The organism is Bradyrhizobium sp. Leo114 (assembly GCF_055229415.2).
On the sequence record NZ_JBUYEN020000071.1, the window covers coordinates 1 to 17,532 of the forward strand.

Genomic DNA, 17,532 nt, shown 5'->3' on the forward strand with positions numbered 1-17,532 from the left:
GGAGATACGGTCCCATTGCGTGTCGTTTAGAACGAGCCGATCCAGAACCCCCAAGGCTTCCTCCTAAAAGAAAGCCTTGAATCACGTTCCGTCTGATTTGAGAATCCCAAGAGTCCACACAGCCTAGGGGTCGCCGCGGAATTCAGCTCGCAGACGCCTCGCCCATCAGGCCGTAGACGCGCTGGGCCTTTGAAAAACCTGCGATCGGAAATTCGCCGAGATCATCCCAGCCGCCGCGGCAGATGCCGGCAAAGCCTTCGGAGGCCACGACCGTGCGGCCAAGTCGGCCGGCGATCTTCTCCAGTCGCGCGGCAAGATTCACCGCTCGGCCAATGCAGGTGAAGTCGAGCCGGTTGCCGCCGCCGATATTGCCATAGAGAATTGTTCCGACGTGCAGCGCAACGCCGAAACGGAAACGCTCGACCACGTCGCCGACCGGATACCGCAGCGCCTCGACGCTGGCCCGCATGTCCTGCGCGGCTTCCAACACGTGCGAACAGACCTGTTGCGCATCCCCGACATACTCATCGATCGGAAAAACCGCGAGCAGTCCATCGCCCATGTATTTCAGCACCTCGCCATCATGGGCACGGATCGAGGCGACCTGGCAGTCGAAATAGCGGTTGAGCATGTCGACGACGGTTTCGGCCGGAAGTCGATCCGATAGTGCGGTGAAGCCACGCAAGTCCGACAGCCAGATCGCCGCGTGCATGGTCTCGCCGTGCCCGCGCCGGATCTGACCATCGAGGATGCGCGTGCCCGCGCGATTGCCGACATAAGTGTCGAGCAAGGTCGCAGCGACGCGGCGAAGGCCGATCACCTCGATGAGACGCGTCAACGCCGGCAGCACCGATCGCAGTGCGGCGAGCTGCTCGTCGGTGAAACCGCCCGCCTGCTTGGTGGTCCAACTGGAGGCATGCGTGAAGCCATCGATGAAGCGTAGCGGTATGGCCACATAGTCGGTCACGCCTTCCGCGCGCATGTCGTCGAGGAAGGGAAATCGCCGGCTTTCGGGATCGTCGGTGCGGCACCGCACCTCCCTGACCTCGCCAAAAACGATCGCAAGCGGGCTTGCGATGAACTCCGGCGTTTGCTTGATGTCGTAGTCAACCGAGCCGACGACGACAGGCTCGCCGGGCTTCCAGATGAAATTGCGCCCATAGATTTCTGGGTGCAGCGTCCGGATGAAGAATCCGACCCGCCACAGCGGGATGCCGGCCGCAACCAGGCGCCCGCACAGTTCGGAGACCATGTCGGTGACAACAGGGGTCGACCTTGCGCCGTCGATCAGCCAGTCCGCGATCCCCCTGATGTCGATCTGCATCACGGCCTCTGTGCTGTCAGATTCTATCCAACCTGTCCCCGGTGCCGCAGGAAATGATCGGCGAGCACGCAGGCCATCATCGCCTCGCCCACCGGCACGGCGCGAATGCCGACGCAGGGGTCGTGGCGGCCCTTGGTCATGATATCGGTCTCGGCGCCGCTGCGGTCCACGGTCAGCCGCGGCGACAGGATCGAGGAGGTCGGCTTCACGGCGAAGCGCGCCACCACCGGCTGGCCGGTGGAGATGCCGCCCAGGATGCCGCCGGCGTTGTTGGACAGGAAACGCACGCCGTTATTGCCGGTGCGCATCTCGTCGGCGTTCTCCTCGCCCGACAATTCGGCCGCGCCGAACCCGGCGCCGATCTCGACACCCTTCACTGCATTGATGCTCATCATCGCAGCCGCCAACTCGCTATCGAGCTTGGCGTAGATCGGCGCGCCGAGCCCGGGCGGCACGCCCTCGGCCACGACCTCGATCACCGCGCCGATCGAGGAGCCCTTCTTCCTGATGCCATCGAGATAATCTTCGAAGAACGCCGCCTTGTCCTGGTCCGGGCAGAAGAACGGATTGCGGCCAATCTCGTCCCAATCCCACTTATCGCGATCGATCTTGTGCGGGCCCATCTGCACCAGCGCGCCGCGGATCTTGATCTCCGGCAGGATTTTTCGCGCAATCGCGCCGGCGGCAACCCGGGTCGCGGTCTCGCGCGCCGAGGAGCGGCCGCCACCGCGGTAATCGCGCAGGCCGTATTTGGCCTCATAGGTGAAGTCGGCATGGCCGGGGCGGAACTTGTCCTTGATCTCGGAATAGTCCTTCGAGCGCTGGTCGGTGTTCTCGATCAGGAGGCTGATCGGCGTGCCCGTCGTCACCTGCACGCCGGTCTCCGGATGCGCCATCACGCCGGACAGGATCTTCACCGCATCCGGTTCCTGGCGCTGGGTGGTGAAGCGGGACTGGCCCGGCCGGCGTCGGTCGAGATCGTGCTGGATCTCCTCGACCGTCAGCGGGATCAGCGGCGGACAGCCATCGACCACGCAGCCGATCGCCACCCCATGGCTCTCGCCGAAGGTCGTGACGCGGAACAAATGGCCGAAGGTGTTGTGAGACATCCGGTGATCGCCGCCTTGTGCGTTGTAATGCAATGTTGACTGTCAGCATGTCGTAACGCGCGCAGTCGACAGCGTCAAACTTCGGTCGTCATGCCCGGGCTTGTCCCGGGCATCCACGCGCTTCGTTCCGCGCCGCCAAGACGTGGATGGCCGGGACAAGCCCGGCCATGACGGCGGAGCGCGGTTCTTAACTATACTTCACCAGCCCGCCATCGCGAAACACATAGACGGCGCCCTGCTCGATGTAGAGGTCCGCGGCGCTATCAGGGGTTTCGATGCCGAGCGACACCATCAGGGCGCGGCAGGTGCCGCCATGGGCCACGGTGACGGTGTCGCCCAGGAGCGAGTCGTACCAGTCGCGCACCCGCAGCTGCACCGCGGCGTAGGTCTCGCCGCCCTCCGGCGCCATCGTCCATTTCGCGGTCTGGCGCTTGGCGTAGAGCTCGGGATCGGCGAGTTGCATCTCCGCCAGCGTCGAGCCTTCCCAGACGCCGTAGCCGATCTCGCGCAACCGGTCGTCGAGCGAATAGTCGCCAGGCGGCAATTCCAGCGCGCGACGCGCCAGCTCCATAGTCTGGCGCGCCCGTCCGAGCGGGCTCGAGACGTAGGGCAGCGTTGCCCTGTCATATCCGTCGCGCGTGAGAAGGTCGGCTAGCACATGGCCGGCATGGGACGCTTGCGCGCGCCCACGATCGTTCAGCGGAATATCCAGGGTGCCTTGCAGCCGGCCTTCCGCGTTCCATGCCGTCTCGCCATGGCGGATGTAGTAGATTGTTGGCATTGCTATCGACGCAGCAGCTATTCCTTGGCGAGCGAAATGTCAGGCGCATCGGGACGCTTCATGCCGACAATGTGATAGCCGGAATCGACATGATGCACCTCGCCGGTGACGCCGCGTGCCAGATCGGACAGCAGATAGAGCGCGCTGTCGCCGACCTCCTCGATCGTGACCGTGCGCCGCATTGGAGCGTTGTACTCGTTCCACTTCAGAATGTAGCGGAAATCGCCGATGCCGGAGGCCGCGAGCGTCTTGATCGGACCTGCCGAGATCGCGTTGACGCGGATGTTCTTCTCGCCGAGATCGGCGGCGAGATAGCGCACGCTCGCTTCCAGCGCCGCTTTCGCGACGCCCATCACGTTGTAATGCGGCATCCACTTCTCGGCGCCATAATAGGTCAGCGTGATGATCGAGCCGCCGTCGGTCATCAGCTTCTCGGCCCGCTGCGCGATCGCGGTCAGCGAGTAGCAGCTGATCAGCATCGACTTGGAAAAATTCTCCGCTGTGGTCTCGATGTAGCGGCCGTCGAGCTGGTCCTTGTCGGAGAAGGCGATCGCATGCACGACGAAATCGATCTTGCCCCACTTCTCCCTGATAACGTCGAACACCGCGTCGATGGTCGCAGCGTCGGTGACGTCGCAATGGCCGAGCAGGAGCGCGTTCAATTCCTTCGCCAAGGGCTCGACCCGCTTCTTCAGGGCATCGCCCTGCCAGGTGAGCGCGATCTCGGCGCCGGCATCGTGGCAGGCTTTGGCGATCCCCCAGGCGATCGAGCGGTTATTGGCGACGCCAAGGATCACGCCGCGCTTGCCCTGCATCAGACCCGATTTCTGTGCCATCCGCTGTCCATTCTCGCGTTGCATTTGGTATTCGGAGGTACACCAGCGCTCCACCGCGGTACAGTCCAAATCCGCCTCCTGTTAACGCTGATTTGGCCCCGTCGCGATCGACGGAATAGCCACGTCATTCGGGTGTTATGTTAGGCAAGGCGTCCGAGCTGAAGCAGGATGAAGATCCGGTGTCATGACCGCGTTCCGGCAGAGTGTTGAAGCCATGATCCCGGCGCTGCGCCGTTACGCGCGGGCGCTGGCGCGCGATGCCGATATCGCCGACGATTTGGTGCAGGACACCTTGGTGCGGGCGCTGCGTTCCGAGCGGCTGTTCCTCGGCGGCGACGTGCGGAGCTGGCTCTATACGATCCTGACCAACCTCAACAAGAACCGCCGCCGCTCGCTGGCGCGGCGGCCGCAATTCATGCCGCTGCTGGACAACAATCCGGACGCCAGCGGCACCGAGGCCGAAGGCCGCGACATTGCGCGCGCGCTGGCGACGCTGGTGGAAGAGCAGCGCGCGGCGCTGCTTCTGGTGATGCTGGAAGGATTGAGTTACCGCGAAGTCGCCGACATCCAGGGCGTGCCGATCGGCACCGTGATGTCCCGGCTTGCGCGTGCTCGCGCCCACGTTAAGGCCTTCCTCGAAGGCGAACGGGCGACGACGCTGAGGCGGGTGAAATGATGGCAGGCGTTGTGCATGGCCATGACATCAGGTTCAGGCGATTTCGATTGTTGAGAATTAGACAGAGACGACTGCGATGACCAACCCCAGGATTCCCGTCACCGAGGACGAGCTGCACGCCTATGTCGACAACGAATTGCCGGCGGAGCGCCGCGGCGACGTCGAGGCGTGGCTGGCAGCGCACCCCGATGACGCCGAACGGGTGCGGTCGTGGCTCGCCATGGCCGACGTGCTGCACGCGCGCTACGATTCGGTCGCAGACGAGGCGGTGCCGAAGCGGCTCGAGATCGAGCAATTGGTGCGTCAGCCGCGCAAGCTGGTCTATGGCGCCATTGCGGCGGCGCTGGTGGCATTCATCGCCGGCGGCGGCGTCGGCTGGATCGCGCATGGCGCGGCGGCCAAGCCCTCGCCGCTGCAGAGCTTCACGCTCGATGCGATGGACGCGCACCGGCTCTATGTGGTCGAGGTCCGCCATCCGGTCGAGGTGCCCGGCGATGAGCGCGCCCATCTGCAGGCCTGGCTGACCAAGCGCTGCGGCTGGGACGTGCGCGCGCCGGAGCTGTCGGCGGCGGGATTGAAGCTGGTTGGCGGCCGGCTGCTGCCTGGCCCGACCGGGCGGCCGGCTTCTTTCCTGATGTATGAAAGCGCCTCCGGCGAGCGCTTCACGGTCTACGCCTCCAAGGCGCAGGCGGAGACCACGCAAATGCGTTACGCCACGCACGGCAATGAGGGCGCGCTGTTCTGGGCCGACCGCGGCGTCGGCTACGTCGTCTCAGGCGGCAGCGATCGCAACCGCCTGACCCAGATCGCGCAAGCCGTCTACGACCAGATGGAAAAGACCGGCGGCTGAGTCGGCACGATCATCCCCGGCCACCGCTGAGAAAAAAGGGCCACCTGCGACAGCAAGCGGCCCAAGTCTAGGGAGGAAACGCCCAAGGAGGGCTGCGACAGCGCGAGGCGCCGTCGCACGAGGTTATGTAGTTCGCGCACAGCGATTCGAAAGACCGGGCAATACCGGGTTTTGCGAAAACGCCCGCATTTCGCGGACGTTCGTGACGCAATGGCCACACTTGCCCGATGTCCCAATTCTGTCATCGAAAATCTGGAATAAGGACATCGGCGCGTCTCAGAATCGCACCGGATGTGCCCGCGTTATCGCGCAGCGCTCGATCCGCCGATCAGCGCTCGCGGCCTCGATTGGGGTTTGGTATTGCGCTGGTCCCCCTCTCGAGGCCGCACCCTCAGCCAAGATCGCTGCGGGGATTGTAAGGATGCTGGTCGCGCCACTTCTGCATCAATGCTTCCAGCTCAGCATCGTTCCCATCAGGCAGGATGATGCGAGTGGTGACGTAGAGGTCGCCCGCGCCGCCCGACTTCGGCAGTCCCTTGCCCTTCAGCCGAAACGTCCGCCCGCTCGAGGTGTTCTTGGGGATCGACAATTCGACCGCGCCGCCAAGCGTCGGCACGCGGACCTTGCCGCCCAGCACCGCCTCGTACAGCGTGATCGGCAGCTCGACCCTGAGATCGTTGCCGTCGACCTTGAAGAAGGAATGCGGCGCGATCGTCACTGTGATCAGGAGATCGCCCGGACGATGGCCAGGCGCCGTCTCGCCCTGCCCCTTCAGCCGGATCTGCTGGCCGGAGCTGACGCCGGCGGGAATCTTGACATTGAGTTCCTTGCCGGTCGGCAGGCGGACGCGCTTCTCGGCGCCGTTCACCGCCTCCTCCAGCGACACCGTCATGGCGACGCTCTGGTCGAGGTCGAGCCCGACGCCGCCAGTATCGAATTCAAACTGGGTGCCGCCGCCCCTGCGCGCACGCGCACCGGCGCCGAACATGCTGTTGAGGATGTCCTCGAAGCCGCCTGCACCGCCGCCTTCCATGCCGCCGCCAGAGCCGCTGCGGAACGTATAGGTTTCGAACCCGCCCGGACCGGCACGGCCGCGCGCATCGCCGCCGCCAAAGCCTCCGCCGGGGAAGCCCTGGAAACGCGGCTTGCCCTCGGCGTCGATCTCGCCGCGGTCAAACTGCTTGCGCTTCTCCTCGTCGCCAACGATCTCGTTGGCCGAGTTGATCTCGGCGAAACGCTCGGCAGCCTTCGGATCGTTCTTGTTGCTGTCGGGATGATGCTTCTTGGCGAGCTTGCGATAGGCGCTTTTGATCGCGGCAGCGCTGGCGCCCCGCGGCACCCCCAAGACCTCATAGGGGTCGCGCATCCGTCACGTCTCCTTCACGGGAATCAGACCTGAAATTTCCGGGCTTGTCGCCCCACTTTGGTGTCATTTGGGGACGCCGTGGCATTTTTGCAACTGCTTTGGCGTTCAGGATTTCCAAGGTTTCAGACTATGGATCTCCCACCTCCCGCGTCCGGCCTTGCAGCCGGCACCCTGCAGCCAGCTCTCGGTCCGGCCGTTGACATAGCTTGCCAGGAAATCCCGGCAAGTCCGACCGTCCTCGGCGGCGTAAGCCTGCGACAACGGCGTCACCGAGCCGCGCGCACCGGTCTCGGGATTTTCCCAGGCCTGGCTGGAATCCTTGTCGCCCTTGGTCAGCACGTCGGAGGCGGCGTTGCGGGCAAAGGCGAGGTCGCTGTCGGTCGGCGCCGCTGACTTTACGTGGGGCGCGCCGAGCGACCCCGTCAAGTCCCTGTCGTCCAGCCGGGCAAAACTGTCGCCGCGCGACAGGGCGCAGCCGCCGGCCCCTAGGCCGATTAGAACCAATGTCACCACCGTCCCCGCCGGTCGGATCGCCGATAGGCCAACGCGTCCCCATGCCCTATATAAGGACGTCCTATATAGGGCGAGTAACGCGCGCTCTGAGGCCGACGGACGCAACGCTGGACTCCTGACATGACAGACACGACCTCCATCAAACACCCTACACCGTTAACATCGGGTGATTTTACCGCTGCGGAAGAACCATTTGCGCTGTTCGCCGAATGGTTTGCCGAAGCAACCAAGTCCGAGCCGAACGATCCCAACGCGATGGCGCTCGCAACCGTCGATCCCGACGGGCTGCCGGACGTGCGGATGGTGCTGATGAAAGGCTATGACGCTGATGGCTTCGTGTTCTACAGCCACATCGCCAGCGCCAAAGGCCGCGAACTCGCCGCAAATCCTAAGGCCGCTTTACTATTCCACTGGAAATCCTTGCGCCGGCAGGTGCGCATCCGCGGCAACGTGTCGCCGGTGAGCGACGCCGAGGCCGACGACTATTTCGCGACGCGCCCGAAGCAGGCGCAGCTTGGCGCCTGGGCCAGCAAGCAGTCGCAGCCGTTGGAGAGCCGTTTCGCCTTCGAGCAGGCGATCGCGAAGGTCGCCGCGAAATATGTGATCGGCGAGGTGCCGCGCCCTCAGGGGTGGAGCGGCTGGCGCATCAGCCCTGTCAGCATCGAGTTCTGGCACGACCGTCCCTACCGCCTGCACGACCGCATCGAATTCCGGCGCGAGGACCCAGGCCAAGCCTGGACCAAAGTAAGGCTTTATCCGTAAGACTCAGACCGTCATGGCCGGGCTTGTCCCGGCCCCGTCCACGTCTCAGTTTCGAGCCAGTCCGAACACGTGGATGCCCGGCACGAGGCCGGCATGACGAAGAACGAGAGAACCGTCCAATGCCGAACCATTCCAACGCGCCGCGACGCACGCTGCTCCTGACCGGCGCCAGCCGCGGCATCGGCCATGCTACCGCGATCCGGTTTTCCTCGGCCGGCTGGCGCGTCATCACCTGCTCGCGGCACGCCTTTCCGGAAGTTTGCCCCTGGGGCGCCGGACCCGAGGATCACATCGAGGTCGATTTCGGCGACCATGACGACACCGTGCGCGCAATCTCGGAAATCCGCAGACGGCTGGAGAACGACGAACTGCACGCGCTCGTCAACAATGCGGCGATCTCGCCCAAGGGGCCGGGCGGCACGCGGCTCGGTACCATGGACACCGATATCGACACCTGGCTGCATGTCTTCCGCGTCAACTTCTTCGCGCCGATCATGCTGGCGCGCGGGCTGATCAACGAATTGAAGACCGCCAAGGGTGCGGTGGTGAACGTCACTTCGATCGCGGGCTCCCGCGTGCACCCGTTCGCGGGCGCGGCCTATGCCACCTCGAAAGCGGCGCTCGCGGCGCTGACGCGCGAGATGGCGTCCGATTTCGGCCGCGTCGGCGTCCGCGTCAACTCGATCGCGCCGGGCGAGATCGACACCTCGATCCTGTCGCCGGGCACCGAGAAGATCGTCGAGCAGCAGATCCCGATGCATCGCCTGGGCACTCCAGATGAAGTTGCCAAGATCATCTACGTCCTGTGCACGGAAACCAGTTCCTACGTGAACGGCGCCGAGATCCACATCAATGGTGGCCAGCACGTGTAGGACAGATTGCTGAGTTGACGGCTCTCTCCGGAGACACTGTCGCCCGTGGAGACAACCCCTCATCCGGCGCTTCGCGCCACCTTCTCCCACAAGGGGAGAAGGGAAGAACGCCTTGCCGACGCCAGTTGATGTGCCCTCGCCCCTTGTGGGAGAGGGCAGCTCCGCCATCACCACAGGCTCATTCGGGTGAGGGGTTCTCTCCACGTATACCGTCGCCTGTTCGCGGGCGAGCGACCACGGCTGCGATTTCCAATTTATCGGATCGTGCGTAACAAACGAGGAGCACCAAGCAATCCAGACCGTTTCCGCCGTCGACTTCCGGATTGCTTTGCCTGCACTCGTTAGCGGCCGTCCTGGCCGTCAATCCGCGTAGAACTTCCGCGGCTTCTCAACCACTCGCTGCGCGCTGGTGTTGTAGGCGCTCGAGCACTCGTCTTCGTTTTCGCCATCGAGCAGGGCTGCGCCGCAGTGACGGCAGGTGCGCGGCGATATCGCCTGCATCCTTCCAACCATGCGGTCCTGCTGATAGCGCGCGAAGTCGATGATGTTACGCCGTGGCGTTATGATCTTCTCAACCATTGCTGTCCCTCCGGCTTGAGGCGGGGGTTATCGCAGCAAAGTTTCGCTCAAACGTTCAGTGCAACACTCAAATTTTAGCGGAGGATTCGCGGAGGAATTGCGGCAGCCTTATTGCCGCGATCGCGACTGCAATGGAACTCGCGATCGTGCGCAGCAATGGAACTAGAGCCACTTCTTCAATTTGAAAAGGTAGTACGGCACGATCGCTGCAATCAGCATCATCACGAGCGCGATCGGATAGCCATGCGGCCAGTCGAGTTCCGGCATCGCCTTGAAGTTCATGCCGTAGATCGAGGCGATCAGCGTCGGCGGCATGAGCACCACGGCCATCACCGAGAACAGCTTGATGATGTTGTTCTGCTCGAGATTGACGACGCCGAGCATGGCGTCCAGCGTGAAGGTGATCTTGTTGGAGAGATAGGAGGCGTGGTCGGTCAGGGAGGCGACGTCGCGCTGCATGGTCTTGAGCTGCTCGCGCATGTCCTTGGACCATTTGACGCCTTCGATCACCGCCGACATGAAGGTGACGACGCGACCGATGGAGACCAGGCTTTCACGCACTTTCGAGGTCAGGTCGCCCTTGCGCCCGATCTCGATCAGGATCCGCGAATACTGCTTGGCATGGCCGTGCCGCTCGGCCTCCGGTTCGAAGATGTCGTGGGAGACCTGGTCGATATCGGCGCCGCAGCGCTCCAGAATGTCGGCGCAGCGGTCGATCACCGCATCGAGCAACTCCATCAGCACCATCTCGCCGTTGATAGTGGGCGCGCAGGACCGCCCAAGCTTGGCCTCGACCAGCGCGAACGGTTTCGGCTGGTCGTAGCGCACGGTCACCAGTCGGTGGCCAGCCAGAATAAAGGTGACCGCCGTGGTGTGGGGCATGTCGGTGTCGGAATGGCACATCAGCGTCGCGGTCATGTAGCGCGCGCCGTTCTCGATATAGAGCCGGCTGGAAATCTCGATTTCCTGCATGTCCTCTCGGGTCGGCACCGCGATCCCGGCCAGCCGCTCCACGGCGCGGTCCTCCTCCGGCGTCGGCCTGACCATGTCGATCCAGACTGCATTCTCCGGCAAGGCCGCAACCTCGTCGGAAACGACCTTTTTCAGCGTGAAATCGGCAGGAACGAACACTGACAGCATCAGCAACTCCGGAACAGGGCACCGGCGCACCCAACAGGACTAAACGCGATTCTGGCAAGGGCTTCATGACCGGCGCATTAACCGCCTGTCCATATTTGTGGCGGCGAAATGGCGGCGGCGCGGCCCGGACTCGGCAACCGTTGCTGATCTGCACAGAAATCGGCCGCCGGATCGCAGGATTTGCGGCAAAAAAGCCACAGAAGGGGTCCCGCGACGCGGGATAGGTCTCTAAACGCTGGGAATAGCGGCAGGTTTCGGCAATAATACGATCAAAGAGATGATGGAATCGTGGCGATTGGGGCGCATTTTCGCGCTGCGAGCGCAGATTTGCAACGGAAGTGTACCATGTCGTCGCTGAAAGTTACGCTGGGGATTGTGGCCGCCGGCCTGATGTTGTCGGGTTGCATGCAGGCTACAACTTACGAGGCCACCAACGCCGCCAACTTCAAGCAGCGCGATAAGGACCTGCTGGCGAAGACCACTTACGCGAAAGTTCCGGTCGCCGAGCCGTTCCGCCGCGCCATTGTGGATTACCACCGCAAGGAGGCGCCGGGTTCCATCGTGGTCGATTCCGACAACCACTACCTTTACCTGGTGCAAAAGGACGGCAAGGCGATCCGCTACGGCATCACCGTCGGCGAAGAAGCCATGGCATGGTCGGGCATTGCCAAGGTCGGCAGCAAGACCGAGTGGCCGGCCTGGCACCCGACCCCCGGCGAAATCTCCCGGCTTGGCGTTCCGACCTATGTCGCACCGGGACCCGACAACCCGATGGGTTCGCGCGCGCTCTATCTGTACTCCGGCGGCAAGGACACGCTGTTCCGCATCCACGGCACCAACCAGCCGGAATATATCGGGGCCTCGATCTCCTCGGGCTGCATCCGCATGACCAACGAGGACGTGATCGACCTTTATGACCGCGTCGGCGTCGGCACCGTCGTGGTCGTGCTGGAGCCGAAGCACGGCGACTCGCCGTTCAACTCGAAGATGGCGCTGCAGGGCGGCGGCAGCAATGCCATGGTGCAATAGTTCGCTTGCGGAAGACGCGATCAATGGCGCCGGCTTTGCCGGCGCTTTTTTGTTGGCTGCGGGTTGGTCGCCGCAGGCTTTGACTCCGTAGCGTCGGAATCGCCGGCATCCGGCTTCGCATTTTTTGACTTCGTACTCTCCGACTTGGTGTCAGTCTTGGCGCCGCTCTTTGGCTCCTCCTTGGCGGCGACCTCGCGCGGCGGCGCTTCCTCGGGGCGCTCGGCCGGCAACAGCGGGGCGACGGCCGGCAGCGGGTCCCAGACATCCCACTGGCAGATCCGGTAATTGTTTCGCCGCTCCATCCGGTCGAGATGGATGTGGTCCTCATGGTAGCCGTCGGAGCCGGGCCCGAGCACGGTCGTGAAGCGGGTGCAGGCCGAGTGCAGCACGGTCTCGCGCAGATCGCGCGGCACGCTACGGTCGGTAAGCGAGATCGAGCGGCCGTTCGCGAGCTTGAAGGCGCGGACGTCGATCGCATTGGCGCGGCCATGCTCGGAAAGCTGCGCGCCCGGGACGCGATTGCGGCCGCGGCACTCGAAGGAATCGAAATTGTCGAGTTCGCTGATCGTGCCGCCAAGCGGGCCAGACAGCGGCGCGATGTCGGAGCGCACCCAGTCGGCGATCGCGGTAGCCATGGTGCAGCGGAGGATCGCCGCCGGCTTCACCGCAACCTTTCGCTTGTCGGGCAGCACGATCGCCTCCAATCGCACCAGATCTTCGCCGCCGCAGCCGCCGGGGCCATGGATATCGGGGACACTTGGCGCGATGGCGATCTCTTCCGTCAGCGCCTGCCGGCAGGCTGAGGGCTGCGGCGTAGGAGCTTGCTCGCCAGCCTTCTCTGCGGGAGGCTCATCGGCGGCTTTGCCATGATCGGCCGGACGGGCCTTTTCGGCGGCTGCAGGCGGCTCAGGCGGCTTTGCGGCAGGCGCGTCGGCCGGACGCGGCTTTGGCAATGGCACCATCACTGCCCGATGGACGGCGCGATGCGACCTTGGCCGGGGCGGCGCGAACAGGTCGGCGAAGGGAAACGGGACCGACCTGCGGGCCCCCAGGGCGGATTCGGCCAGCATTCCGAGCAATATGGCTACGGCGGTAACCAGTGCCATTCCGGTGCGGCCAAACGCACCATAATTGGATTTTCGGCTTGCTTTCTCCGCGCTACAGTTCATGTCAATTTCATGATTGGACGGCTGGCTATACTGTCTGGCTGGCCGGTCATGCGAGAGAAAAACACTGAGGAGGGACGTGCGTATGCTTGGTTTGATGCAGGACTGGCCTTTGCTGTGTCACCGGATTATCGAACACGCAGCGAAGTATCACGGCACACAGGAGGTCGTGACGCGGTCGGTCGAAGGCCCGATCCATCGCACCACCTATGCGGAAATCCATGCGCGCGCGCTGAAGGTCTCGCAGAGCCTGGAGCGCGACGGCATCAAGCTCGGCGATCGTGTCGCCACCATCGCCTGGAATACTTGGCGCCATCTCGAAGTCTGGTATGGCATCATGGGTATCGGCGCGATCTGCCATACCGTCAACCCGCGCCTGTTTCCCGAACAGATCGCCTGGATCATCAACCACGCCCAGGACCGCGTGGTGATGACCGACCTCACCTTCGTGCCGGTGCTGGAGAAGATCGCCGACAAGCTTCCGAGCGTCGAGCGCTTTATCGTGCTGACCGACAAGGCGCACATGCCAGAGACCACGCTGAAGAACGCGGTCGCCTATGAAGACTGGATCGCGGCGTCCGACGGCAAGTTCCAGTGGAAGACGTTCGACGAGAACACCGCAGCGGCGATGTGCTACACGTCGGGCACCACGGGCGACCCCAAAGGCGTATTGTATTCGCACCGTTCCAACGTGCTGCATGCGCTCATGGCCAACAACAAGGATGCGCTGGGCACATCCGCGACCGATACAATGCTGCCGGTGGTGCCACTGTTCCATGCCAATAGCTGGGGCATCGCTTTTTCCGCGCCCTCGATGGGCACCAAGCTGGTGATGCCCGGGCCGAAGCTCGACGGCGCCTCGGTCTACGAATTGCTCGACACCGAGAAGGTGACGCACACCGCCGGCGTGCCGACAGTGTGGCTGATGCTGCTGCAGCACATGGCCGCCAACAACCTGAAGCTGCCGCACCTGGAGATGGTGATATGCGGCGGCTCGGCGATGCCGCGCTCGATGATCGAGGCTTTCCTCAACATGGGCGTGGAGCCGCGCCACGCCTGGGGCATGACCGAGATGAGCCCGATCGGCACGGTCGCGGCGCTGAAACCGCCCTTCGGAGAGCGCACCGGCGAAGAACGGCTCGACGTCCTGCAGACGCAGGGCTACCCGCCGTTCGGCGTCCAGATGAAGATCGCCGACGATGCCGGCAAGGAGCTGCCGTGGGATGGCAAGACCTTCGGCCGGCTCAAGGTCTCGGGCCCGTCGATCGCCAAGGCCTATTTCCGCGTCGACAGCAGCATTCTCGACGAGGAAGGCTATTTCGACACCGGCGACGTCTCGACGATCGATGCGCACGGCTACATGCGGATCACCGATCGCTCCAAGGACGTGATCAAGTCGGGCGGCGAATGGATCTCGTCGATCGACCTGGAGAACCTCGCGGTCGGCCATCCGGCCGTGGCCGAGGCCGCCGTGATCGGCGTGTTCCATCCGAAGTGGGACGAGCGTCCGCTGCTGATCGTGCAGCTCAAGCAGGGCCAGCAGGCGACGCGCGAGGAGATCCTGAAGTTCATGGACGGCAAGATCGCGAAATGGTGGATGCCCGACGATGTCGTCTTCGTCGACGGCATTCCGCACACCGCGACCGGCAAGATCCTGAAGACCGCGCTGCGCGATCAGTTCAAGGCCTACAGCCTCCCGACCGCAGCCGCGTAACGAACAGGCTCTCCGTCATGCCCGGGCTTGGCGACAGCCCGTAGGGTGGGCAAAGCGCAGCGTGCCCACCATCTCTTGCACCGACCGTGAATGGTGGGCACGCTTCGCTTTGCCCACCCTACGGCCGGCGCAAGTTGATACGCCTTCCCCTAATATCGCCAGAGATTCACGGGCGCGAGCGATGGGCAGTGCAGGGATCAACGGATGGGCGCGAGCGCATCAAGTTGGCGCTGAGCTTCGGGTTCGCCCCATTCTTTCGCTTTTTGATACCAGTTGCGGGCCTGCGCGAGGTCCGCGAGCGGGCCACTGGCGCCCAATTGCTTGAGCACGATCGGGTCGTAAGTCCGGGCAAGGAGCAGCGCGGCGCGCGCGTCTCGTGCTTCGGCGGCGCGCAGCAGCAGTAGCCTCGCCGCCGCGATGTCGCCGCTGGCGAGCAAATCCTGTCCGCGCTTGACGACAACGGAAATTTCCTTCGGATCCAGATTGCGCACGGTGTCCATCTGCGGCGGCGGGGAAGCGGCCGCAGGCCGAGCCGGCACCGCAGCCACGGCAGCCGCCGGTGGCCGCGCCGCAACGCTGGCAGCGGCTTTCCAGGAAAGCCGGATCGAACTACCCACGAGCGCGGCACCGTCGCCGTCACGCAATTCTACCGTCACCAGCATCTGGCCGACGAAGCCGTCCGGCGGAATGACCGACACGGCGGAAATCTCCGACGCGGACACGCGCCACTCGTTGGCGGCGACGCGCTTGCCAGCCGTCAGCCGCGCGCCGGCTGGCAATCCGTTGATGGCAATGACGGCACCAGGAGGGGGAGCACCCACGCGCAGCCCGAGCGGCAGCGCGTCGTCGGCAAGCCCGCTGCTGTCCTCGACGGCGAGGGTCGCAGCCCGCTTGCGTTGCGGCGCCGGAAACAGCGAGGTCTTAAGCGACTGCCAGGAAGACGAGATCGATGCGATGGCGTTCGACTGAACCCCAGGACTTTGCGACGCCGGAATCGCCATGACGACGATCATCGCGATGGCTGCCGCAACCGCTGCCGCGATCGCGAACCTCGCTCCCACGCGGAGCAGCGCGCGCCTTCCCGAATTGCGGAGAACGGATGGCGCCTCCATGGGCTCCATCGCTTCCTGCATGGCTTGGGCGACGGCCTTGGTGAACATTTCCGAATGGTCGCGACGTCGAGGCTTGCGCAGCGATTGCAAGGGCGGATCGTCGACAGTCAACGATGCAGGCTCCGCGGACCGTCTGAGCGGCGCCGCCGGCTGCCCGCTTATCGCCCGCTCCCACGGCTCGCGCGGGGCGTAGTAGGTCGGATCGTTCGGATCAACGTAGCCTTCGTCCCTGCCGCCATTCATACTGAACGCTCGCCCTGAGGCGGCTGCCCACCAGCCCCGCTGATGTACGCCGGCTACGCTGTTCGCGATCCTTACGGCCCATGAGGATGCAACCGCGCACCTCCGGTCCGCCTGCGGCGACGACCGTGAGCTTAGGTCCTCTTGCAACGCTTCCGGCTGACGCCCGCCGTTATCTTTTTTTGATTGCCGTTGGCCGATGTCCTTCGCCAGGCCGGTCCCTTTGCTTCAGCGGTTCCGACAACCTAGAGTGGAGCCTTTAGCCCAAAGTTCCGCCGAGTCAATCGACAACTAGAGATCACTTTGATTGAATGGTTAATCGGTGAGGTTGCCAAATTTTCCCGTACCTTGTCCCATATCGCCGCAAACCTTGAAATTGCCGGGCCGCCGTGGTCTCAAGCTGAGAGTTTTCAACCGGCCCCTGGCAGTGGGCCAAGCCACAACACGGCAGTTCTCACCGATGGCCCGCAGGTTTTCTGTTCCCTATCAGTCGGAGCCGGTATCCAGCCTCGCCACCTGGGCACGCAACCTCGCGATCTTCTCCGCAGTCGCGGTGATCGTCTCGATCCTCATCGTCCGCTTCGGCTTCCTGGAGATGAAGCCGGCGCTGGCGACCTTCTTCGGTGCGCTGGCCTGTGCCGGACTTTCGATCCTGCTTGGCTTCGCCGCCTTCGCCGCGATCTGGCAGAATGGTTCGCGCGGCATGGGCCGCATCCTTCTGGCCTTCCTGATCAACGCGCTGGTGCTCGCCTATCCCGCCTATCTCGCCGTGCAATATCGCCGGCTGCCGCCGATCCACGACATCACCACCGACCCGATCGATCCGCCGCGGTTCGAGGCGCTGTCGCGCCTGCGCACCAGCGACGACACCAATTCGGCCGTCTATGCCGGGCTCTATTCAGCCGATCAGCAGCGCCGCGCCTATCCCGATATCGAGACCGTCGAGCTCGAGGTGCCGGTGGACCGCGCTTACGCGGTGACGCTGCAACTGGTGAACCGGCGCAAATGGCTCGTGATCGATGAGCGTCCGCCGACGCCACCGCGCCGCATCGGCCGTATCGAGGCGGTGGCGCGCACGCCGATCATGGGCTTCCGCGAGGATGTCGCGATCCGCATCATGCCCGACGGCGAGGATTCGCGGGTCGATATCCGCTCGGCCTCGCGCTATTTCGAGGCTGACCTCGGCAGCAATGCTGCGCGCGTGTCGAAGCTGATCGAGGACATCAACACCGCCGTCGACAACGCGAAAGCCGCGCCGAAGAAGGCGCCGGCGCCGCCGAAAGTGCAGGCGAAGACCGTGAAGAAGTGAGGCGGCGGGTGGGACACCGGTAACGAGCAGGCAGCTCGTCGCGAAGTGCGGTTGACCTTGGCAATCAATTGGAAAACGTCGTTGGCTGCTATATGGTCATCAACCGCAAGCAGGAGACGCCCTGCGTGCTGCTGGAGCAGACCCCTTCGGAGCG

The 17,532-nt window shown here is 64.0% G+C and carries 17 protein-coding genes; 7 read left to right on the forward strand and 10 right to left on the reverse strand.

The window, feature by feature from the left end; translation table 11 throughout:
• Positions 1–142 precede the first annotated feature (142 nt).
• From ACZIRK_RS40875 to fabI, 4 genes are all read right to left on the reverse strand, one after another.
• On the reverse strand, positions 143–1,324 hold the full coding sequence (locus ACZIRK_RS40875) for an adenylate/guanylate cyclase domain-containing protein (RefSeq protein ID WP_474419478.1): 1,182 nt from the start codon (positions 1,322–1,324) through the stop codon (positions 143–145).
• Positions 1,325–1,347: 23 nt separating this feature from the next.
• Positions 1,348–2,433: a chorismate synthase gene (aroC, locus tag ACZIRK_RS40880; RefSeq protein WP_474419479.1), complete on the reverse strand. Its 1,086-nt coding sequence runs from the start codon at positions 2,431–2,433 to the stop codon at positions 1,348–1,350.
• Between the two features lie 187 nt (positions 2,434–2,620).
• Positions 2,621–3,220 (reverse strand): histidine phosphatase family protein, encoded by a 600-nt coding sequence (locus tag ACZIRK_RS40885; RefSeq protein ID WP_474419495.1) that lies wholly within the window; start codon positions 3,218–3,220, stop codon positions 2,621–2,623.
• An 11-nt stretch (positions 3,221–3,231) separates the two neighbouring features.
• Positions 3,232–4,050, reverse strand: a complete 819-nt coding sequence (fabI, locus tag ACZIRK_RS40890; protein ID WP_474419480.1) for an enoyl-ACP reductase FabI — start codon at positions 4,048–4,050, stop codon at positions 3,232–3,234.
• A gap of 184 nt (positions 4,051–4,234) precedes the next feature.
• Here fabI and ACZIRK_RS40895 point away from each other — a divergent pair, with 184 nt between their 5' ends.
• Together ACZIRK_RS40895 and ACZIRK_RS40900 are read left to right on the forward strand one after the other, a co-directional pair.
• Positions 4,235–4,726: a sigma-70 family RNA polymerase sigma factor gene (locus ACZIRK_RS40895; protein WP_028168292.1), complete on the forward strand. Its 492-nt coding sequence runs from the start codon at positions 4,235–4,237 to the stop codon at positions 4,724–4,726.
• A 76-nt stretch (positions 4,727–4,802) separates the two neighbouring features.
• Positions 4,803–5,576: an anti-sigma factor family protein gene (locus ACZIRK_RS40900; RefSeq protein WP_028168291.1), complete on the forward strand. Its 774-nt coding sequence runs from the start codon at positions 4,803–4,805 to the stop codon at positions 5,574–5,576.
• A gap of 391 nt (positions 5,577–5,967) precedes the next feature.
• On the opposite strand, the gene ACZIRK_RS40905 is transcribed toward ACZIRK_RS40900, so the two are convergent.
• Complete coding sequence (locus ACZIRK_RS40905) at positions 5,968–6,942, reverse strand: DnaJ C-terminal domain-containing protein (RefSeq protein ID WP_028168290.1); 975 nt, start codon at positions 6,940–6,942, stop codon at positions 5,968–5,970.
• A 105-nt stretch (positions 6,943–7,047) separates the two neighbouring features.
• Positions 7,048–7,452: an RT0821/Lpp0805 family surface protein gene (locus ACZIRK_RS40910; RefSeq protein WP_474419481.1), complete on the reverse strand. Its 405-nt coding sequence runs from the start codon at positions 7,450–7,452 to the stop codon at positions 7,048–7,050.
• 123 nt (positions 7,453–7,575) lie between these two features.
• Between ACZIRK_RS40910 and pdxH the strand changes: the two genes are divergently transcribed.
• Entirely contained in the window at positions 7,576–8,217 is a 642-nt protein-coding gene (gene pdxH / locus ACZIRK_RS40915) for a pyridoxamine 5'-phosphate oxidase (protein WP_474419482.1), read from the forward strand.
• A gap of 119 nt (positions 8,218–8,336) precedes the next feature.
• Positions 8,337–9,089, forward strand: coding sequence for an SDR family NAD(P)-dependent oxidoreductase (locus tag ACZIRK_RS40920; RefSeq protein WP_028168287.1), 753 nt, complete (start codon positions 8,337–8,339; stop codon positions 9,087–9,089).
• Between the two features lie 360 nt (positions 9,090–9,449).
• Here the strand turns inward: ACZIRK_RS40920 and ACZIRK_RS40925 are convergent, their stop codons facing one another.
• Both ACZIRK_RS40925 and ACZIRK_RS40930 read right to left on the reverse strand, forming a co-directional pair.
• On the reverse strand, positions 9,450–9,668 hold the full coding sequence (locus ACZIRK_RS40925) for a hypothetical protein (RefSeq protein WP_130227365.1): 219 nt from the start codon (positions 9,666–9,668) through the stop codon (positions 9,450–9,452).
• A gap of 162 nt (positions 9,669–9,830) precedes the next feature.
• Positions 9,831–10,808, reverse strand: coding sequence for a magnesium transporter CorA family protein (locus tag ACZIRK_RS40930; protein ID WP_028168285.1), 978 nt, complete (start codon positions 10,806–10,808; stop codon positions 9,831–9,833).
• 345 nt (positions 10,809–11,153) lie between these two features.
• Between ACZIRK_RS40930 and ACZIRK_RS40935 the strand changes: the two genes are divergently transcribed.
• A complete protein-coding gene (locus tag ACZIRK_RS40935; protein ID WP_474419483.1) occupies positions 11,154–11,837 on the forward strand; it encodes a L,D-transpeptidase in 684 nt (227 codons plus the stop codon).
• 20 nt (positions 11,838–11,857) lie between these two features.
• On the opposite strand, the gene ACZIRK_RS40940 is transcribed toward ACZIRK_RS40935, so the two are convergent.
• On the reverse strand, positions 11,858–13,006 hold the full coding sequence (locus ACZIRK_RS40940) for an extensin family protein (RefSeq protein WP_474419484.1): 1,149 nt from the start codon (positions 13,004–13,006) through the stop codon (positions 11,858–11,860).
• Positions 13,007–13,088: 82 nt separating this feature from the next.
• Between ACZIRK_RS40940 and ACZIRK_RS40945 the strand changes: the two genes are divergently transcribed.
• Positions 13,089–14,717 (forward strand): fatty-acid--CoA ligase, encoded by a 1,629-nt coding sequence (locus ACZIRK_RS40945; RefSeq protein WP_474419485.1) that lies wholly within the window; start codon positions 13,089–13,091, stop codon positions 14,715–14,717.
• A 197-nt stretch (positions 14,718–14,914) separates the two neighbouring features.
• Here ACZIRK_RS40945 and ACZIRK_RS40950 read toward each other — a convergent pair whose 3' ends face one another.
• Complete coding sequence (locus ACZIRK_RS40950; RefSeq protein ID WP_474419486.1) at positions 14,915–15,919, reverse strand: hypothetical protein; 1,005 nt, start codon at positions 15,917–15,919, stop codon at positions 14,915–14,917.
• 610 nt (positions 15,920–16,529) lie between these two features.
• On the opposite strand from ACZIRK_RS40950, the gene ACZIRK_RS40955 reads away from it, so the two are divergent.
• Positions 16,530–17,378, forward strand: coding sequence for a DUF1499 domain-containing protein (locus tag ACZIRK_RS40955; protein WP_130227368.1), 849 nt, complete (start codon positions 16,530–16,532; stop codon positions 17,376–17,378).
• Positions 17,379–17,532 lie beyond the last annotated feature (154 nt).